At 64.2% G+C, this 16,422-nt stretch carries 13 protein-coding genes and 1 tRNA gene; 8 read left to right on the forward strand and 6 right to left on the reverse strand.

Annotation, left to right across the window (positions count from 1 at the left end):
* Positions 1–63 precede the first annotated feature (63 nt).
* Complete coding sequence (locus ACHAA3_RS01730) at positions 64–1,344, forward strand: ATP-grasp domain-containing protein (RefSeq protein ID WP_435707205.1); 1,281 nt, start codon at positions 64–66, stop codon at positions 1,342–1,344.
* Entirely contained in the window at positions 1,337–3,370 is a 2,034-nt protein-coding gene (locus ACHAA3_RS01735) for a CocE/NonD family hydrolase (protein WP_435707206.1), read from the forward strand. The genes ACHAA3_RS01730 and ACHAA3_RS01735 overlap by 8 nt, the downstream gene beginning before the upstream one ends.
* 327 nt (positions 3,371–3,697) lie before the next feature.
* Here the strand turns inward: ACHAA3_RS01735 and ACHAA3_RS01740 are convergent, their stop codons facing one another.
* Positions 3,698–4,519, reverse strand: a complete 822-nt coding sequence (locus tag ACHAA3_RS01740) for a S1 family peptidase (RefSeq protein ID WP_435707207.1) — start codon at positions 4,517–4,519, stop codon at positions 3,698–3,700.
* Between the two features lie 118 nt (positions 4,520–4,637).
* On the opposite strand from ACHAA3_RS01740, the gene ACHAA3_RS01745 reads away from it, so the two are divergent.
* The 3 genes from ACHAA3_RS01745 to ACHAA3_RS01755 all read left to right on the forward strand — a co-directional run bounded on the left by ACHAA3_RS01745 (position 4,638) and on the right by ACHAA3_RS01755 (position 8,953).
* A complete protein-coding gene (locus ACHAA3_RS01745; protein WP_435707208.1) occupies positions 4,638–4,925 on the forward strand; it encodes a hypothetical protein in 288 nt (95 codons plus the stop codon).
* Positions 4,926–5,556: 631 nt separating this feature from the next.
* Complete coding sequence (locus tag ACHAA3_RS01750; RefSeq protein ID WP_435707209.1) at positions 5,557–7,425, forward strand: ATP-dependent nuclease; 1,869 nt, start codon at positions 5,557–5,559, stop codon at positions 7,423–7,425.
* Positions 7,426–7,912: 487 nt separating this feature from the next.
* Positions 7,913–8,953, forward strand: coding sequence for a Fic family protein (locus ACHAA3_RS01755; RefSeq protein WP_435707210.1), 1,041 nt, complete (start codon positions 7,913–7,915; stop codon positions 8,951–8,953).
* A 150-nt stretch (positions 8,954–9,103) separates the two neighbouring features.
* Here the strand turns inward: ACHAA3_RS01755 and ACHAA3_RS01760 are convergent.
* A tRNA-Leu gene (locus tag ACHAA3_RS01760) sits at positions 9,104–9,177 on the reverse strand.
* 44 nt (positions 9,178–9,221) lie between these two features.
* Between ACHAA3_RS01760 and ACHAA3_RS01765 the strand changes: the two genes are divergently transcribed.
* Complete coding sequence (locus ACHAA3_RS01765; RefSeq protein ID WP_435707211.1) at positions 9,222–9,665, forward strand: hypothetical protein; 444 nt, start codon at positions 9,222–9,224, stop codon at positions 9,663–9,665.
* Here ACHAA3_RS01765 and ACHAA3_RS01770 read toward each other — a convergent pair.
* From ACHAA3_RS01770 to ACHAA3_RS01780, 3 genes are read right to left on the reverse strand one after another with little or no spacing between them, the layout of a single operon-like run.
* Positions 9,652–9,939 carry a putative quinol monooxygenase gene (locus ACHAA3_RS01770; RefSeq protein WP_435707212.1) on the reverse strand — a complete coding sequence of 96 codons (288 nt, stop codon included), beginning with the start codon at positions 9,937–9,939 and terminating at the stop codon, positions 9,652–9,654. The genes ACHAA3_RS01765 and ACHAA3_RS01770 overlap by 14 nt on opposite strands.
* 25 nt (positions 9,940–9,964) lie before the next feature.
* The gene (locus ACHAA3_RS01775) at positions 9,965–11,194 is read right to left on the reverse strand and encodes an alpha-hydroxy acid oxidase (protein WP_435707213.1); all 1,230 of its coding nucleotides are present in this window, start codon (positions 11,192–11,194) and stop codon (positions 9,965–9,967) included.
* A gap of 9 nt (positions 11,195–11,203) precedes the next feature.
* On the reverse strand, positions 11,204–12,124 hold the full coding sequence (locus tag ACHAA3_RS01780; RefSeq protein WP_435707214.1) for an NAD(P)-dependent oxidoreductase: 921 nt from the start codon (positions 12,122–12,124) through the stop codon (positions 11,204–11,206).
* Between the two features lie 41 nt (positions 12,125–12,165).
* Here ACHAA3_RS01780 and ACHAA3_RS01785 point away from each other — a divergent pair, with 41 nt between their 5' ends.
* Positions 12,166–14,529: an ATP-binding cassette domain-containing protein gene (locus ACHAA3_RS01785; RefSeq protein ID WP_435707215.1), complete on the forward strand. Its 2,364-nt coding sequence runs from the start codon at positions 12,166–12,168 to the stop codon at positions 14,527–14,529.
* On the opposite strand, the gene ACHAA3_RS01790 is transcribed toward ACHAA3_RS01785, so the two are convergent.
* Positions 14,486–15,115: a GNAT family N-acetyltransferase gene (locus ACHAA3_RS01790; protein WP_435707216.1), complete on the reverse strand. Its 630-nt coding sequence runs from the start codon at positions 15,113–15,115 to the stop codon at positions 14,486–14,488. The genes ACHAA3_RS01785 and ACHAA3_RS01790 overlap by 44 nt on opposite strands.
* Positions 15,116–15,209: 94 nt before the next feature.
* On the opposite strand from ACHAA3_RS01790, the gene ACHAA3_RS01795 reads away from it, so the two are divergent.
* Positions 15,210–16,421, forward strand: a complete 1,212-nt coding sequence (locus ACHAA3_RS01795) for a DUF222 domain-containing protein (RefSeq protein WP_435707217.1) — start codon at positions 15,210–15,212, stop codon at positions 16,419–16,421.
* Position 16,422: the final 1 nt, after the last annotated feature.

The following is a 16,422-nucleotide window of genomic DNA, read 5'->3' on the forward strand; positions in this document are numbered from 1 at the left end:
ACGAAGCCTGGTCGATGGATTGCGCGTCGCGTTGATCTGCGTGTGGTGGGTACCTCTCTTCTCATGACCACCAACGTCTTCGTCCTGGGTCTCGACGACTTGAATCTCGAGACTCTTCACCATCTGCCTGCCGAATACGCGATCCACCAGCTTCTGCCGAAGGATGAGCTCGTGGGCACGGATGAGATCGACCTTGCCGGCCTGCTCGAGCGTGCTCAGGCGACGCTGGAAGCTTTCGATGGCACGATCGACGCCGTCGTGGGGTACTGGGACTTTCCCGTCAGCTCGATGGTCCCGATCCTGTGTCAGCAGTTCGGGCTGCACGGTCCGAACCTGGAGGCCGTGGCCACGTGTGAGCACAAGTACTGGAGCCGCGTCGAGCAGAGCAAGGTGATCGATGACGTCCCCGGCTTTGCCATCCTCGACCTCGACAAGGACGACGGGCTCCCGCCCGAGCTGAGCTATCCGGTGTGGGTCAAGCCGGTGAAGTCGGCGTCCTCGGAGCTGGCGTTCCGGGTCGAGGACGACGTCGAGCTGAAGACCGCCCTCGATGAGATGCGCGGCGGCATCGGCAAGTTCGGCGAGCCGTTCGAGTTCGTCCTGGACCGGGTCGACCTGCCCGCCGAGATCGCGGAGGTCGGTGCCACGGCCTGCCTCGCCGAGGAGGCCGTCGGCGGTCGTCAGATCACCGTGGAGGGCTACAGCACTAGAGGAGACGTGCACGTCTACGGGATCATCGACTCTCTGGTGTATCCCGAGACGTCGAGCTTCCTTCGCTATCAGTACCCGGCCCAGCTTCCCGCGAGCGTGTCCGAACGGCTCATCGAGAGCTCCGTCAAGGTGATCGAACAGATCGGGTTGACGTGGACGACCTTCAACATCGAATACTTCTGGGACCCCGACACCGACCGGCTGCGGCTGCTCGAGGTGAATCCGCGACACTCGCAGTCACACGCCAAGATGTTCGAGTACGTCGACGGCGTCTCCAACCACGAGGTGCTGGTCGAGCTGGCGACCGGCCATGAGCCGAGCACGATGCGCGGGGCGGGCGAGCACGACGTCGCGGCGAAGTGGTTCATGCGTGCCTTCGGGGACGGTGTCGTCACCCGGAGTCCGGGCCCCGACGACATCGCACGGATCGAGCAAGAGCTGCCGGGAGTGACGGTGCATCCCATGGTGGGCAAGGGCGATCGGCTGTCCGACCAGTCCCAGCAGGACAGCTACAGCTTCGAGCTGGCCCAGATCTTCATGGGAGCACATGACGAGGACGAGCTGACCCGGATCTACCGGAGGTGCGTGGAGATGCTTGGCTACGAGATCGACGGAAAGGTGTTCGATGTCTGATTCGGCCATGCACACGGTGACGGACTTTCCGCACCAGATCACCGAGGACGAGCACGTATGGATCGAGGTGTCCGACGGAACCCGTCTGGCCGCTCGTATCTGGCGGCCCGCCGATGCTGCTGCGGTGCCGGCGATCCTCGAGCTCATCCCGTACCGCAAGCGCGACCTGACCGCGCAGCGTGACTCGATCCACCACCCGTACATAGCCGGACACGGCTACGCGTGCGTACGCGTCGACCTGCGCGGCAGCGGCGACTCCGAAGGGGTGCTCACCGACGAGTACCTCGAGCAGGAGCTTCGCGATGCCGAGGACGTCCTGGCGTGGCTGGCAGCCCAGCCATGGTGCGACGGCAACACCGGGATGATGGGCATCTCCTGGGGCGGATTCAACGCCCTCCAGGTGGCAGCGCGTCGACCGAAGGGCCTCGGCGCCATCGTCACGGTGTGCTCCACCGACGACCGCTACGCCGACGACGTCCACTACATGGGCGGGTGCCTGCTCAGCGACAACCTCTCCTGGGCATCGACGATGTTCGCCTACACGTCGAGCCCGCCCGACCCCGAGCTGGTCGGCGACACGTGGCGCGAGATGTGGATGGAACGGCTGCACGGCAGCGGGCTGTGGCTGGACGAGTGGCTGCGACACCAACGGCGCGACGCCTACTGGGAGCACGGGTCGATCTGTGAGGACTACGCAGACGTGAACATCCCGGTCCTCGCAGTCAGCGGCTGGGCCGACGGCTACTCCAACGCCGTCTTCCGCATGATCGAGAACCTGGAGTCACCATCACAGGGACTGATCGGGCCGTGGTCACACAAGTATCCGCACCTCGGCCAGCCCGGGCCCGCGATCGGCTTCCTCCAAGAGGCCGTTCGCTGGTGGGACCGTTGGCTCAAAGGTATCGACAACGACATCGACCAGGCACCCAAGCTACGGGTGTGGATGCAGGACAGCGTCCCACCACTCACCGCGTACGAAGAACGCCCTGGCCGGTGGGTGGGAGAGCCGAATTGGCCGTCACCGCACGTCGAGAAGGTCACGCACCCGCTCGCGAGACACCGCCTCGCCGCCCCCGACGAGACCGTCGCCGAGCAGACCATGAGCGTCGAGTCTCCGCTGTCGGTCGGCCAGTTCGCCGGCAAGTGGTGCTCGTACAACGCGCCCCCGGACCTCCCGTACGACCAGCGGGAGGAGGACGGCGGATCGCTCGTGTTCGACAGCGATGTGCTCGAGCAGCAGCACGAGATCCTCGGCTCCCCTGCCGTCGAGCTCGACGTCACCGCGGACCGTCCCGACGCCATGGTCGCCGTGCGCCTCTCGGACATCGCACCCGACGGCAGGTCGACCCGGGTCACGTACGGACTGCTGAATCTCACTCACCGCGACAGCCACGCCGACCCGCAGCCGCTCGTGCCCGGCCAGCGGTACCGCGTGCGGGTCGTGATGAACGGTGTCGCGCATGCCTTCGCCGCCGGACACCGCATGCGTCTGTCCATCTCCACGTCCTACTGGCCCCTGGCGTGGGCATCTCCGGAGTCCGCGCGGCTCGACGTGACAGCCGGCTCGAGCCGGCTGGTGCTACCGGTACGGCCGGTGCGCGAGTCCGACGAGGTGTCCATGCACCCATTCGGTGATCCCGAGGGGGCCGAACCGATCTCCGTCACGCAGATCCGCAACGGCGAACACCAGTGGCGGGTCACTCGCGACCTGGTCGACTACGAGTCCGCCCTCGAGGTCGTCAACGACCTGGGCGTCGTGCGGATCGACGACATCGGCCTGGAGGTGACCCGGCGGGCCGACGAGCGTTACAGCTCGATCGCGGACGACTACGGCTCGCTGCGCGGCGAGACGACATGGACGATGGGCTTTCGTCGCGGCGACTGGGACGTCCAGACCGTCACCCGTACCGTGCTGACCTCTACACCAACCGACTTCCACCTGCACGCCCAGCTCGACGCCTACGAAGGGCAAGAGCGTGTGGTCTCGCTCAACTGGGACCGGACCATCCCCCGAGACCACGTGTAGACGAATCGGAGCGACACTCATCCACGTGCTCCCGGTGGGGCGAACCCTATTCGACCGACCGTTAGAACCTCGCGAATGGCGCTTTCCACTCCAATTTCGGCGTCGAGACCATCACCCGCCGTGGGGCAGATGCGTACGAATCACGCACACTTGTGCTCAAACCGTGCTCACCGGAACGTCGGTCATAAGCGGTGGAATGACGCGGCTTGATACCCCGTGCCGTGACACGTCCACGCATGAAAATCAGTTCCCGAACGATGATGAGGGTCAGTGAGAAACGAGGCCGCCCAGGTTCGCGTGAATGAACTATCCCAACATCGGCGGCCCTCAGCCAGCGTCAATTATTTGTCGAGCCAAGGCGTGCACCTCTCGGGCCTTGTAAACGATGCCCAAGTCGAGCAAGTCGTAGACGAACGGGATGCCGACGCCGGCGCTTGTCTGCAAGACAGGAACTTGGCGTTGATGGACGGCTGCCACCACTCCGAGGAATACCGGCGGACGAGGAGCTCCTCCGATAACGATGTTGCCGCGTTTGTCGGGAGCCGACGGCCGAGGAACGAGGAAGACGGGACTTCCGCTGGAGCCGGGAAAGACCGAAGCGTCGATGAGAAACGTTGGCTTTCCTTCGTAGTCGATGTCGAGGGCAGTCGCCGAATGGCCTTGTCGGACGATTGGTAAGAAAGAAGTTGAGTCGAAAAGACCGTTCGGGTAACCGATGAAAGTGACAGGCTCGATCGGCTCGAACTCACTAAGCACCGCCGAAGTCGCGCACATTTCGGTGGCTATGGACCGGAAGAATGCCGGAGTGCCGGCGTCGGCGAGCGATTGAAGTGCGCCGCCAATGCCGACCATGGCGATATCTACGGCCGCGTCTGGATGGCCAACGAATTGGGCAGGTTCCGCGGAGACGGCGAGTTCTTGCCCCAGGGCCGGCTGGCCAGCAGGAGTAGCGGCCAGGAAGTGCATCGTCACAAGAGCGGAGCCCTCGATCACGTGCTTGTTTGTGACTAAGAGGAGGGCCGTTCCTCCGCCGGGCGAGTCTTCAGCGAGCAAGAAGCCGGTACCGCTGCCGGCCCGCCCGTCAGAGGTCAACGTCGTAATTCGTACAGTGACGAAAAGTAGCTGTTCGGTCAATGTACTTACGTGCACGGGAGACCCTCCTGCCGAGACGGAGTATCAGGCTAACCGCGCAGGCCCTCGGCTGCGTGTCGTTTTCGAACCAGCTTCGTTTGCGGCGGTATGACGTAGCCAGGTACACACTTGGTGCGTGACCCGCCAAAAAATGGATGAGCTTTTCCAAGCTCTTTACGACGAGGCCCGTGGCCTATATCCCGACAGCGGCGGAATGCTCCACTTCAAGTCGACTCATCGTCAGGTTCAGCTGATCGCGCACGGTTGGATTATGCGTGTCGTGCGCACCTGCGATGCCGTGATGCTGATGCACCGTTCGGAGCTAGGCACGGAGTCATGGCCTTTGAGGCGCGCCGCGCTCGAGCACACGATCGCATTGCGATGGGTGTCGCAGCGGTGGGTGATGACGCCGTCGATGTTGTGAATCGGGTTCACGCAAAATCCTCCGAAAAGCGACAGGAAGCGCAGGCCAGCGCTGGTTGGACTTCCGCGACCTGGAGCATCTGGGCCGAGACTGCGGAAGACGCAATCAAGGCGACGGGGAATCTGAGCGAAAGTCACATGCTTACAAACGTGACCGCGCGGATGGAAAAGTATGGACACCCGAACGACCAAGCGGCGTGGCTAATTGAAACAGCACATAGCCATCCCAGCTGGTCCACTGCGGCGCCGTACTGGGATCGCGATGGTAAGCGAGTCTTGATCATGCCAAACACCGATGGGACACGACTTGACGGCGCATTCTGCGTGAGCAACTTGCTGCGAAGCCTGGCGTCAATAAATCGAATGATGGAAACGCCAGCGTGGGATGACCGACTCATAGCGTGGGGCGAGCGGTACCAATCGCTTCTGGGGTCTGTCCCAGGCCAATCGGACCCTCGCGCCTGAGCGCGGAAGACGGGACCTTGGGTTCATGACCCGAAGGCGGTGGTTCGATGCACTGCGTTCCCAATGGATTCACGATTCCGTCGTTTAGTGGAATCAAGCGCCAATGAGCCTGGATTTGCGCTCCGGTCCAAGTAGCCTGACCTGACGCTGAGTCAGGAGAGCCCGAATTGCGATACACAAAGTTCAGGTTCAAGAACTTCAAGGGAATCGACGACCTCGAGATCTCATTGACAGGAGACGTCACCACTCTCGTCGGACTAAACGAAAGCGGAAAAACGACGATCTTGGAAGCGATCTTCTGCTTCTCGTACGGCTCAGAGAATATGGACGCGATCAACCCTGGCCTCGAGTCGCTTCGCGATCCCGAGCAATGGATACCCATCTCGCAGCGAGCAAACTTTAATGAGCCGATTCTGATTTCAGCGACGGTGTCACTGGACAAAGCCGATAAGGCGAGTTTGAAGGCTCACATGAAGCGGGAGCACAGCCTGACGCTCACCGATGTTCCAGACGAGATCACGATCAAGGAACAGTACAAGTTTTCCAACTCTCGGAGCGACGGAGCGAGCCGCGTTTGGGACCTCACCATCCAGGGGCTCAAGGGGCAGCAGCGGAACACGCGTAAGTACGGTGCTGGCTCAGACGAGTGGCAAGGTGCAGTTGCTCACCTGAAACAGGCGCTCCCAAGGATCTGGTACTTCCCGAACTTCCTTTTCGAGTTGCCTGAGAGGTTTGTTCTAACGGGCCTGGACTCACTCGACGACGAGGAGCGCGATAGGAGCACCTTCTACCGGGCAATCTTTGAGCAGGTTCTTGGCGAACAGGCCAATGATGCGAATCTTGCGACTCACGTCGTCGACCGTCTGGACTCGAAGGAGAGGGCCGACAAACGAAGCCTTGAAGCAGTCCTTCTCGGGATGAGCCGATCAATAACTAACACCATCTTTGACGGGTGGAACCGCATATTCGGGCGAGCACCAATTGCACAGGAGGTACAGATCCAAGCGGACCTCGAGAATTCAGCGGCGTACCTTGAGCTGCAGATTAAGGGGCCTGACGGCTACTACGATCTCTCGGAGCGGAGCCTTGGCTTCAGATGGTTCTTCATGTTCCTGTTGATGACCTCGTTCAGCGGAACGAGAACCGGAAAGGAGGAACAACGGCCGCTATTTCTGCTCGACGAGCCTGCATCAAACTTGCACTCTAGTGCCCAGGCGGAGCTCCTCAAGAGTTTCGAGACCCTCACGGAACGATGCAGCCTCGTGTACACGACGCACAGCCACCACCTCATCAATTTGCGATGGCTCGACTCGGCCTACGTCGTCAAGAACGAAGCGCTTGGTTCCTTGGCCTTCGATGAGTACTTCAACGCGCAGGTAGGTGCAAAAACGTCTATCAGCGCCGCACCGTACCGGAGATTCGTGAATGATAATCCAACTCAGACTTCATACTTCCAGCCGGTCCTCGACCTTCTCGACTACCGGCCATCAAATCTGGAGCCGATCCCGCATGCGGTGCTAGTTGAAGGGAAGTCGGACTTCTACCTTCTCCGGTACGCGCATGAGGTCCTCGGAGTCGGGGATCGTTGTCCAGCAATTGTTCCCGGCACTGGCGCCGGGACACTTGCACCAGCCATCGGGCTCTATATCGGCTGGGCAAAGCCGTTCATACTTCTACTTGATGGCGACAAGGCCGGCCGTGAACAACTTGAGCGATACCAAAGCCTGTTTGAGCCAGCTCTAGCGGGGCGTCACGCGCTTCTTCCTGAACTTTGTGGAGACGAGACCGCCATTGAGGCCGAGTCTCTCCTGAGCGAAGTCGACCGTCGAATGATCGTCGAACACGTTTTCCCCGATGAATCAACGCGACCCAGCGCCAAGAAGGCTGTTAGCCAAGGCGTAATGGAACTGTATGCCTCGAACGATAAAGTTGAATTGGAACCGTCCACAGTCGAACGACTCGAGAGGCTCTTCGATTCCCTGCAGCAAATGCTTGACGAGCAATCGAAGCAGGCTCCGAACTCAGACCCGTCGTAGGTCGGCTTGACTCGGTCAGCCTAAACCGATTGTTGACGGAGTGAACTGGAAGGTCTCCAGCAGGCCCCCCGACAGTCGCTCGCTGTCGTGCCCGTTCATCTGGCAGCCGCATCGCACAAAGCGTCACGTCTTCGAGCACACGGCGGTCATCGGGGCGCGTCATTCTGGGCGAAATGCCCTGACACGCAGGAGAGGACCCGGAGAGCGAGTCTGAGTCGGAACTACGGCGACATTATTCCTATCTAGATGTGTTAAATCGGAATAGTGTTATGTTATGTCCGACTTACGGAGGCGCCCGGTGGATCCGAACAACAATCAGACAACCCCCGATGCTGACTGGCCTGCGCATAGCCGCGAGACACGGGCCTGGTCGCAGTCTCAGCGTCAGTGCCCACGCGAGGACCGACTGTTCAACTCGGTCGACGTGTGGCTCCCACCCAAGATCGCAGGTCTGTCACCCACGTTCCCTTCCGCTCTCGTAACAGTCATGGACGACGCCTCACGCGCCATCACGGTGCTCGACCAAAGCGTGCATGCCGACGCCCTCCGCGCCGTCTCGAGCATGCTGCTGCGCACGGAGTCAGTCGCGTCCTCGAAGATCGAGCACGTCGAAGCCTCGATCACTGACTACGCCCGCGCGATGCGCGGATCAAAAGCAAACTCCTCGGCTGTATCTATGGTCGCGGCCACCAGCGCACTACAAGCGATGATCGACGACGTCACCGAGTCCGGGCACATCTCCCTCGAGTCGCTCGCTACGGCCCATCGGGCGCTCATGAAGGACGACCCCAGCGAATCGACGTACGCCGGTCGCATACGCGACATGCAGAACTGGATCGGCGGGAGCAACTTCTCACCACGCGGCGCTCTGTTCGTCCCTCCCCCACCCGAGACCGTCGACGACTACATGCACGACCTCATCACCTTCACGAATCGCGACGACATCCCAGTCCTGGCGCAGGCAGCGATCGCCCACGCGCAGTTCGAATCCATCCACCCCTTCACCGACGGCAACGGCCGGATCGGACGAGCACTGATCAACACCATCCTCCGCCGGCGCAGCACCACAACGAAAGTCGTCATACCCATCGCCTCGGCCATCGTGGCCCGCGCCGACCGCTACTTCGACCTGCTCGGCGAATACCGCGACGGTAGAGTTGCGCCGATTGTCCTGGCCTTCGCGAACGCAAGCCGCATTGCCGCCCTCGAGTCCCTCACCACCGCACAACGCCTACGCGAGATTCCCGAAGACTGGCGCGCCCGCCTCGGACGAGTCCGCAGCCGCAGCGCCACCCACCAACTGCTCGAGACCATCACCACTATCCCGGTCCTCTCCGCCGACGACGCAACCAAGCTCATCGATGCACCCACCTCAGGCATCTACGCCTCGATACAAAGACTCGTCGACGCCGAGATACTCACCCCCCTCACGCAGAGCAAACGCAACCAGATCTGGGGCGCAGTCGACATCCTCGACGAGCTCGAAGACCTCAGCACCCGCATCGAGATCGCCGCACGACTCACATGAATCTGCACCGAATGGGACTGCGACCACCCGGGCCATCCCGCCCCGCAACATCACACAGATGCGTCTGAATCGTGCTCAAACCGACCGAGACCACCAAGAAGAGGCCCGGTCGTCCCTGCAATTGCAGGGACGACCGGACCAAGCTCCCGGTGCTCCCGGTGGGGTTCGAACCCACACTGGGACGATTTTAAGTCGCCTGCCTCTGCCGGTTGGGCTACGGGAGCCGAGCTCAGCCTAGTTGTCCGACCCTCTCGTTACGGTGCTGAACATGACAACTCCCTCGCGCAGCGTTGCCCAGAAAATGGGCATCAAAGCGAGATGGCGCGCTCACACGATCAACGCGCCCCACGGCGTGCTCGACACGCTCGGGCTCCCCGATCTCGAGATGGATCCTGTACTGACCGGGACGTTCGACTACCTCCACCTGTTCGTGACCACCCAGGCCGAGATGCGTGTGGAGCTCGCGACCACGAAGGCGCACCTCGCACCGGCGGGCAAGCTCTGGCTCTCGTGGCCCAAGGGTCGCCGACTCGGCTCCGACCTGACTCTCCACACGGTCATCGAGATCGGTTATGACGCGGGTCTGGTCGAGAGCACCTGCCTGCGCATCGACGACACCTGGTCGGGTCTGCGCTTCACCCATCCCAGGCCGGGCACGGTCTACGCGAACAGCTACGGGACGCTTCCGCAGAGCTCGCTCAGATCGGCTTGAGGGGGTGGATGGCCGGCGCGGCGGCGAGCTCGGAGCCGAGGACGGCCAGCGCGCTCTGGATGTGGTCGGTCTCCATGTGCTGGTCGAGATCGGAGGGGTCGTTCCATTCCTCGATCGTGACGAAGGTGCCGGGCGTGGCCAGCGACTCGGACAGCTCGTAGGCGATGTTGCCCTCCTCGGCGCGGGTCGGCTCGACCAGACCCTGCATGGCCTCGCGGACCTTGTCCTCGGATCCGGGCTTGGCGGTGATGACGGCGACCACATGAATGCTCATCGTCCGAACGTAGACCCGCCGCGAACTAATGGCGAGGTGTCAGGCGCATCAGCTGCGTGACGTGCTCGGGTTGGAGGTCGCCGACCGAGGCGACTCCCAGCAGACGCATGGTGCGCTCGATCTGCGTCTGCAGGATCTCGATGCTTCGGTCGACTCCGGGGCGTCCACCAGCCATCAGCCCGTAGAGGTAGGCCCGACCGACGTAGGTGAAGTCCGCTCCCGCAGCCAGGGCCGCCACGATGTCCTGACCGCTCATGATCCCGGTGTCGACATGCACCTCAAGCGCATCGCCCACGGCTGCACGCACCTCGGGCAGCAGGTGGAACGGCACGGGTGCACGGTCCAGCTGGCGACCGCCATGATTGGACAGCAGCACCGCGTCGACCTCCATCTCGGCGAGACGAACGGCGTCGGCCACGTTCTGCACACCCTTGACGACGACCTTGCCCTGCCACTGGTCGGTGATCCAGGCCAGGTCCTCGAAGGTGACCGTGGGATCGAACATGGAGTCCAATAGGTCGGCGACCGTGCCCGACCACGAGTCCAGGGAGGCGAAGGCCAGCGGCTCGGTGGTCAGGAAGTTGATCCACCACGCCGGTCGCGGCACGGCGTTGAGCACGGTGCGCGGCGTGAGGGTCGGCGGGATGGTCATGCCGTTGCGGGTGTCGCGCAGACGGGCACCGGCCACAGGAACGTCCACGGTGACCACCAGCGTGTCGAAGCCGGCCTGCGCAGCGCGGTCGACCAGCGCCATCGACCGGTCCCGGTCCTTCCACATGTACAGCTGGAACCAGTTGCGGCCATGCGGGGCCGCGGCGGCGACCTCCTCGATCGAGGTGGTCCCCATGGTCGACAGCGCGAACGGGATGCCAGCAGCCTCTGCAGCGGTCGCGCCAGCGCGCTCGCCCTCCGTCTGCATCATGCGGGTGAAGCCGGTCGGTGCGATCCCGAAAGGCAACGCGGACCGCCGCCCCAGCACCTCGACGCTGGTGTCGACGCGCGAGACGTCACGCAGGATCGCCGGGTGGAAGGTGATGTCGCGAAAGGCCTGACGGGCCCGGGCCAACGAGATCTCGTCATCGGCCGAGCCGTCGGTGTAGTCGAAGGCCGCCTTGGGGGTCCGTCGCTTCGCCACGGTGCGCAGGTCGTCGATCGTCAGTGCCCGGGCCAAGCGGCGCCGCGTGGGATTCAGCATGGGTCGCTTGAACTTCAGCAGGGGCACGAAGTCGCGCGGGCGCGGAAATCGGCGATTCATGGGAATTCCCTAGGTCCTGACGACGACGTCATCGGGTTCCTGACCGGCCAGCAGCCGGTCGATCTGACGGCGGACGACGCGCTCGACACGGGGCCGCATGGCACTGGACCGTCCGCCCACGTGCGGCGACACGAGGACGCGCGGCACGGTCCACAACGGGTGGTCGGCCGGCAGAGGTTCGGGGTCGAAGACATCGGCGGCGAACCGGATGCGGCCGTCGGCGCGCACCACGGCGTCGGTGTCGACGACCTTGCCGCGAGCCACGTTGACGATCAGGGCATCGTCAGGCAGTGCGGCGATGAACGCATCGTCGACCATCCCCGTGGTCTCGGCGGTCAGCGGCACGGCCACGATCACCACGTCGACGGCGGGCAGCAGGTCAGGCAGCTCGGACGTCGCGTGCACGTGACCGAGGTCGTCGTCGCGCGCGCTGTTGGCGACCCGCACCAGGTCACAGCCGAACCCGTCGAGTCGCTTGGCCAGCTCAGTGCCGATGCCTCCGACACCCAGCAGCATGACGCGGCGGTCGATCAGGCTCGAGCTCCATGGCTGCTCCCACGCTCCTTCACCCATCGCGCGGGCGAAGTCGTCGACGTGCCGCAACGACGCGAGGGCCAGCGCGATCGCCAGCTCGGCCGTCGACGCCTCGTGCACACCGACGGCATTGGCATAGGTGCCACCGGCCGGCAGCGCGTCGGCCACTCCGTCAAATCCGAGCGACTGGGCCTGGACCAGACCCATGCGCGCCGTGTCGAAGCCGGGCAGCACGGAGTTGTCGAGCACGTACGGGCGAAGTACCAGATCGAGGTGCCCCTCGGGCTGAGCTGTCGCGGTGTCCCACACCACGAGCTCGACGCGGTCGGTCAGGTCGTCCAGGGAATCGAGCCAGGAATCGTCGGGCACGCTGACGCGCAGCATCTGATCGGTCATACCTCGATCATGCACCCCGGCGATGTTGCAGACTGTCCCTCATGGGCACCCACACCGCCGACACCCACGACCTGATCCGCGTCGTCGGGGCGCGTGAGAACAACCTGCGCGACGTGAGCGTCGACCTCCCCAAGCGCCGGCTGACCGTCTTCACGGGCGTGTCCGGATCGGGCAAGAGCTCGCTCGTGTTCAGCACGATCGCCGCGGAGTCGCAGCGGATGATCAACGAGACCTACAGCGCCTTCGTGCAGGGATTCATGCCGTCGATGGCGCGCCCCGACGTCGACGTGCTGGAGGGCCTGACCACCGCGATCATCGTCGACCAGGAACGCATGGGCGCCAACCCGCGCTCGACGGTCGGCACCGCGACCGATGCCAACGCGATGCTCCGGATCCTGTTCAGCCGACTCGGCGACCCACACATCGGCGGGCCCAACGCATTCAGCTTCAACCTGGCCACCGTCAGCGCGTCCGGCGCGATGACGGTGGACCGGGGCGAGAAGTCCCAGGCGCAGAAGGTCACGTTCAACCGCCTCGGCGGCATGTGTCCGCGCTGCGAGGGCCGCGGCGCCGTCACCGACTTCGACCTCACCGCCCTGTTCGACGAGACCAAGACCCTCAACGAGGGCGCCATCACCGTGCCGGGCTACAGCATGAGCGGCTGGCAGGGCCGCATCCTGCGTGGCTGCGGATTCTTCGATCCAGACAAGCCGATCTCCGCGTTCACCAAGAAGCAGCGCCACGACCTGCTCCACAAGGAACCCACGAAGATCAAGGTCGACGGCATCAACCTGACCTACCAGGGGCTGATCCCCCAGATCACCAGGTCGATGCTGGCCAAGGACGTCGAGGCCATGCAGCCCCACATCCGCACCTTCGTCGAGCGGGCCATCACCTTTCAGACCTGTCCGGACTGCGACGGCACCCGGTTGAGCGAGCAGGCCCGGTCCTCGAAGATCGGCGATCTCGGCATCGCTGATGCGTGCGCGATGCAGATCAGTGATCTGGCCGCCTGGGTGCGAGATCTCGACGAGCCCACGGTCGCTCCGCTGCTGACGGTGCTGGACGAGACACTCGACTCGTTCGTCGACATCGGTCTGGGATACCTGTCCCTGGACCGTCCGGCCGGAACGCTCTCGGGCGGCGAGGCTCAACGCACCAAGATGATTCGCCACCTCGGCTCGGCGCTGACCGACGTCACCTACGTGTTCGACGAGCCCACCATCGGCCTGCACCCCCACGACATCGAACGGATGAACGCCCTGCTGCTGCAGCTGCGCGACAAGGGCAACACGGTGCTCGTGGTCGAGCACAAGCCCGAGACCATCGCGATCGCCGACCACGTCGTCGACCTCGGTCCGCGCGCCGGGTCCGACGGCGGCTCGATCGTCTTCGAGGGTACCGTCGAGGCACTGCGCTCCGCCGACACCCTCACGGGGCGCCACCTCGACGACCGGTCGACACTCAAGAAGACCGTGCGTGTGGCGACGGGCGCCCTGGAGATCCGTGGCGCCAGCACGCACAACCTGACGGGAGTCGACGTCGACGTGCCCACCGGGGTGCTCACCGCCGTGACCGGTGTCGCTGGCTCGGGCAAGAGCTCGTTGATCAACGGCTCGCTGGTCGGCCGCGACGGCGTGGTGTCGGTCGATCAGGGCGCGATCAAGGGCTCGCGCCGTAGCAATCCGGCGACCTACACCGGCATGCTCGACCCGATCCGCAAGGCGTTCGCGAAGGCCAATGGCGTCAAGCCCGGTCTGTTCAGCGCGAACTCCGACGGCGCCTGCCCCGTGTGCAACGGTGCCGGCGTCATCTACGCCGACCTCGCGATGATGGCCGGCGCCTCATCGACCTGCGAGGAGTGCGAGGGCCGACGATTCAGCTCCGACGTCCTGCAGTACCCCTTCGGCGGGCGAGACATCGCCGAGGTGCTGGCCATGTCGGTCGACGAGGCCGCCGGTTTCTTCGCGAGCGCGGAGGCGAGAGTCGCTGCGGCCCACAAGATCCTCGATCGTCTGGTCGACGTCGGGCTCGGGTACGTCAAGATCGGTCAACCGCTGACCACGCTGTCCGGCGGCGAGCGCCAGCGGCTCAAGCTGGCCGTGCAGATGGCCGGCGACGGCTCGGTCTACGTGCTCGACGAGCCGACCACCGGCCTGCACCTGGCCGATGTCGAGCAGCTGCTTGCCCTGCTGGATCGACTCGTCGATGCCGGGAAGACCGTCGTGGTGATCGAGCACCACCAGGCCGTGATGGCGCACGCCGACTGGGTCATCGATCTCGGTCCCGGCGCCGGCCACGACGGCGGCCGGGTGGTCTTCGAGGGCACCCCTGCCGATCTGGTCGCCGACGCCTCCACACTCACCGGCCAGCACCTCGCGGCCTACGTGCGTCACGCTGGTTGACGGCGTGGTGCCAAGGCTGCTCATCGCCCGCCACCCACATCTCTCGTGAGATCTCGTACTCCACCTCGCCGCACTCGCTGCCCGGAAGGGGCTCGTCCCCCACGGGGTGAAAAGTCCGTAGGTACTGCATGCCCACCGAGGTCATCGTCGCGCGCGACGCAGTGTTGACCGCCATCGTCTCGGCGAAGATCCGGGCCAGCCCGACGTCCTCGAATCCGTACCGAATGAGCTCACGTGCTCCCTCGCTGGCCAGACCTCTGCGCCAGTGTCGGCGCAGCAGCCGGTAGCCAAGCTCAGCCTGCCCCTCCACCGGGCCTTGGTCGGCACGTTCCGGCGGCTCGAGAATCCACCACCCGACGAACTGTCCCTCGACCAGTCCCGCCCAGAAGCCGAGGCCGCGCACGAGATCAGCGGCCGCGAGCCGAGCACGATGCAGCTCCTCGACCTCGTCGCGGGTCCGCGGACGGCCAGCTCCGAGGAAGCGCATCACCTCGGGGTCGGCGTCGAGCTCGATCTCGTGCTCGAGGTGCTCACCTGCCAGAGGGACCAGGAGAAGCCGGTCGGTCCGTAGCGTCACCTGGCTCATGCGTCCATCCTCACCCACCCATCGATCAGGCGGCCATCCGCACCGGGATTGCTCGGGAAAATGGACTGTCGGTGGCTCCATCTAGGTTGGACATATGAGCAACCACGAGTGCGCTGACGATGAGCTGGAGACCGGTCGGTTGACCGAGCTCGCTCGGGTGCAGGCTCGCGCGGAGGCTCGGGCGACCGAGGCGATGATCCGCTACCGCGATGCTGAGTATCAGCGGATCGCTGGCGTGGATCGGCCGTTGATGCGGCAGGTCGAGAAGGCGGCGGTGGTGCTGGAGATCGGTCAGGCGATGGGGTTGTCCGAAGCCCAGGTCCACGGCCGTTTGGCGTCGGCGGATCGGGTGCGGGAGCACACGCCTCGGGTGTGGTTGGCGTTCCGCGACGGAACCATCAACGAAGCACGCATGCGGGAGATCTCCTCCACGGTCGAGATTCTGCAGCGTGAAGACTCGTACATCCGTCTCGACCAGAGCGCCGTCGCGTACGCCGAGTCCCACACCGTGACTGAGCTGCGGCGATGGTTGCGCCGGTTCGTCGACCGGGTCGAGACCGATCTCGCGCTCGAACGCGCCGAGCGAGCGCGTGCTGACCGTCGCGTCGATGTGCGTCACGGTGACGACGGAATGGCGACCATGCTCGGGTCGTTGACATCGCCGCAGGCTGCAGCGGCGATGAAGCGACTCACCGTCGAGGCCAAGGCGATGGGCGCCGACGATCCCCGCACCCTGGCGCAACGCCAGGCCGATCTCTTCGCGTCGTGGTTGACCAACAACGAGGACGGCGAGACCTCGATCCACGCCCACATCGCGGTCAAGCTGTCCGCCGAGACCTTCACCGGAGCCAAAGACGGGTTCGCCGAAGCCGCGGACGGGTCCTGGTCGTGCCCAGCCTCCTGGATCCTGAATCCCGACCTGGTCGCGAACCCGGTCTGGCATCGGTTGATCGTCGATCCGGTCACCGACGACGTCCTGGCCCACCAGTACGTGGGCCGGCTGGCCCCCGAATCGCTCAAGCTCGCGCTTCTCTTCCGCGATGGGGTCTGTCAGGCACCTGGATGTCTGGTTCCAGCGGATCGGTGCGATGCCGATCATCGACAACCCTGGCCCGACGGGCCAACCTCGGGCGAAAACATGTGGCCCCTCTGCAGACGCCACCACACCCTCAAAGGACACCGCGTCCTCAGATGGATCCTGCCGTCCGGACACACCGTCGACGCCGAACCAGCACATCGACGACCACCCGAAACGCCACCATCAACGATGGAACACCGGCTCGCCCATCTGATCGCGAACCACTGAC

This window comes from Aeromicrobium sp. CF3.5, assembly GCF_051262695.1.
Classification (GTDB): Bacteria; Actinomycetota; Actinomycetes; order Propionibacteriales; family Nocardioidaceae; genus Aeromicrobium.

Coding starts and splice junctions, on each gene's coding strand:
- ACHAA3_RS01730 (WP_435707205.1), top strand. CDS start 64: ATGACCACCAACGTCTTCGTCCTGGGTCTCGACGACTTGAATCTCGAG.
- ACHAA3_RS01735 (WP_435707206.1), top strand. CDS start 1,337: ATGTCTGATTCGGCCATGCACACGGTGACGGACTTTCCGCACCAGATC.
- ACHAA3_RS01755 (WP_435707210.1), top strand. CDS start 7,913: ATGGACGACGCCTCACGCGCCATCACGGTGCTCGACCAAAGCGTGCAT.
- ACHAA3_RS01765 (WP_435707211.1), top strand. CDS start 9,222: ATGACAACTCCCTCGCGCAGCGTTGCCCAGAAAATGGGCATCAAAGCG.
- ACHAA3_RS01770 (WP_435707212.1), bottom strand. CDS start 9,939: ATGAGCATTCATGTGGTCGCCGTCATCACCGCCAAGCCCGGATCCGAG.
- ACHAA3_RS01775 (WP_435707213.1), bottom strand. CDS start 11,194: ATGAATCGCCGATTTCCGCGCCCGCGCGACTTCGTGCCCCTGCTGAAG.
- ACHAA3_RS01780 (WP_435707214.1), bottom strand. CDS start 12,124: ATGACCGATCAGATGCTGCGCGTCAGCGTGCCCGACGATTCCTGGCTC.
- ACHAA3_RS01785 (WP_435707215.1), top strand. CDS start 12,166: ATGGGCACCCACACCGCCGACACCCACGACCTGATCCGCGTCGTCGGG.
- ACHAA3_RS01790 (WP_435707216.1), bottom strand. CDS start 15,115: ATGAGCCAGGTGACGCTACGGACCGACCGGCTTCTCCTGGTCCCTCTG.
- ACHAA3_RS01795 (WP_435707217.1), top strand. CDS start 15,210: ATGAGCAACCACGAGTGCGCTGACGATGAGCTGGAGACCGGTCGGTTG.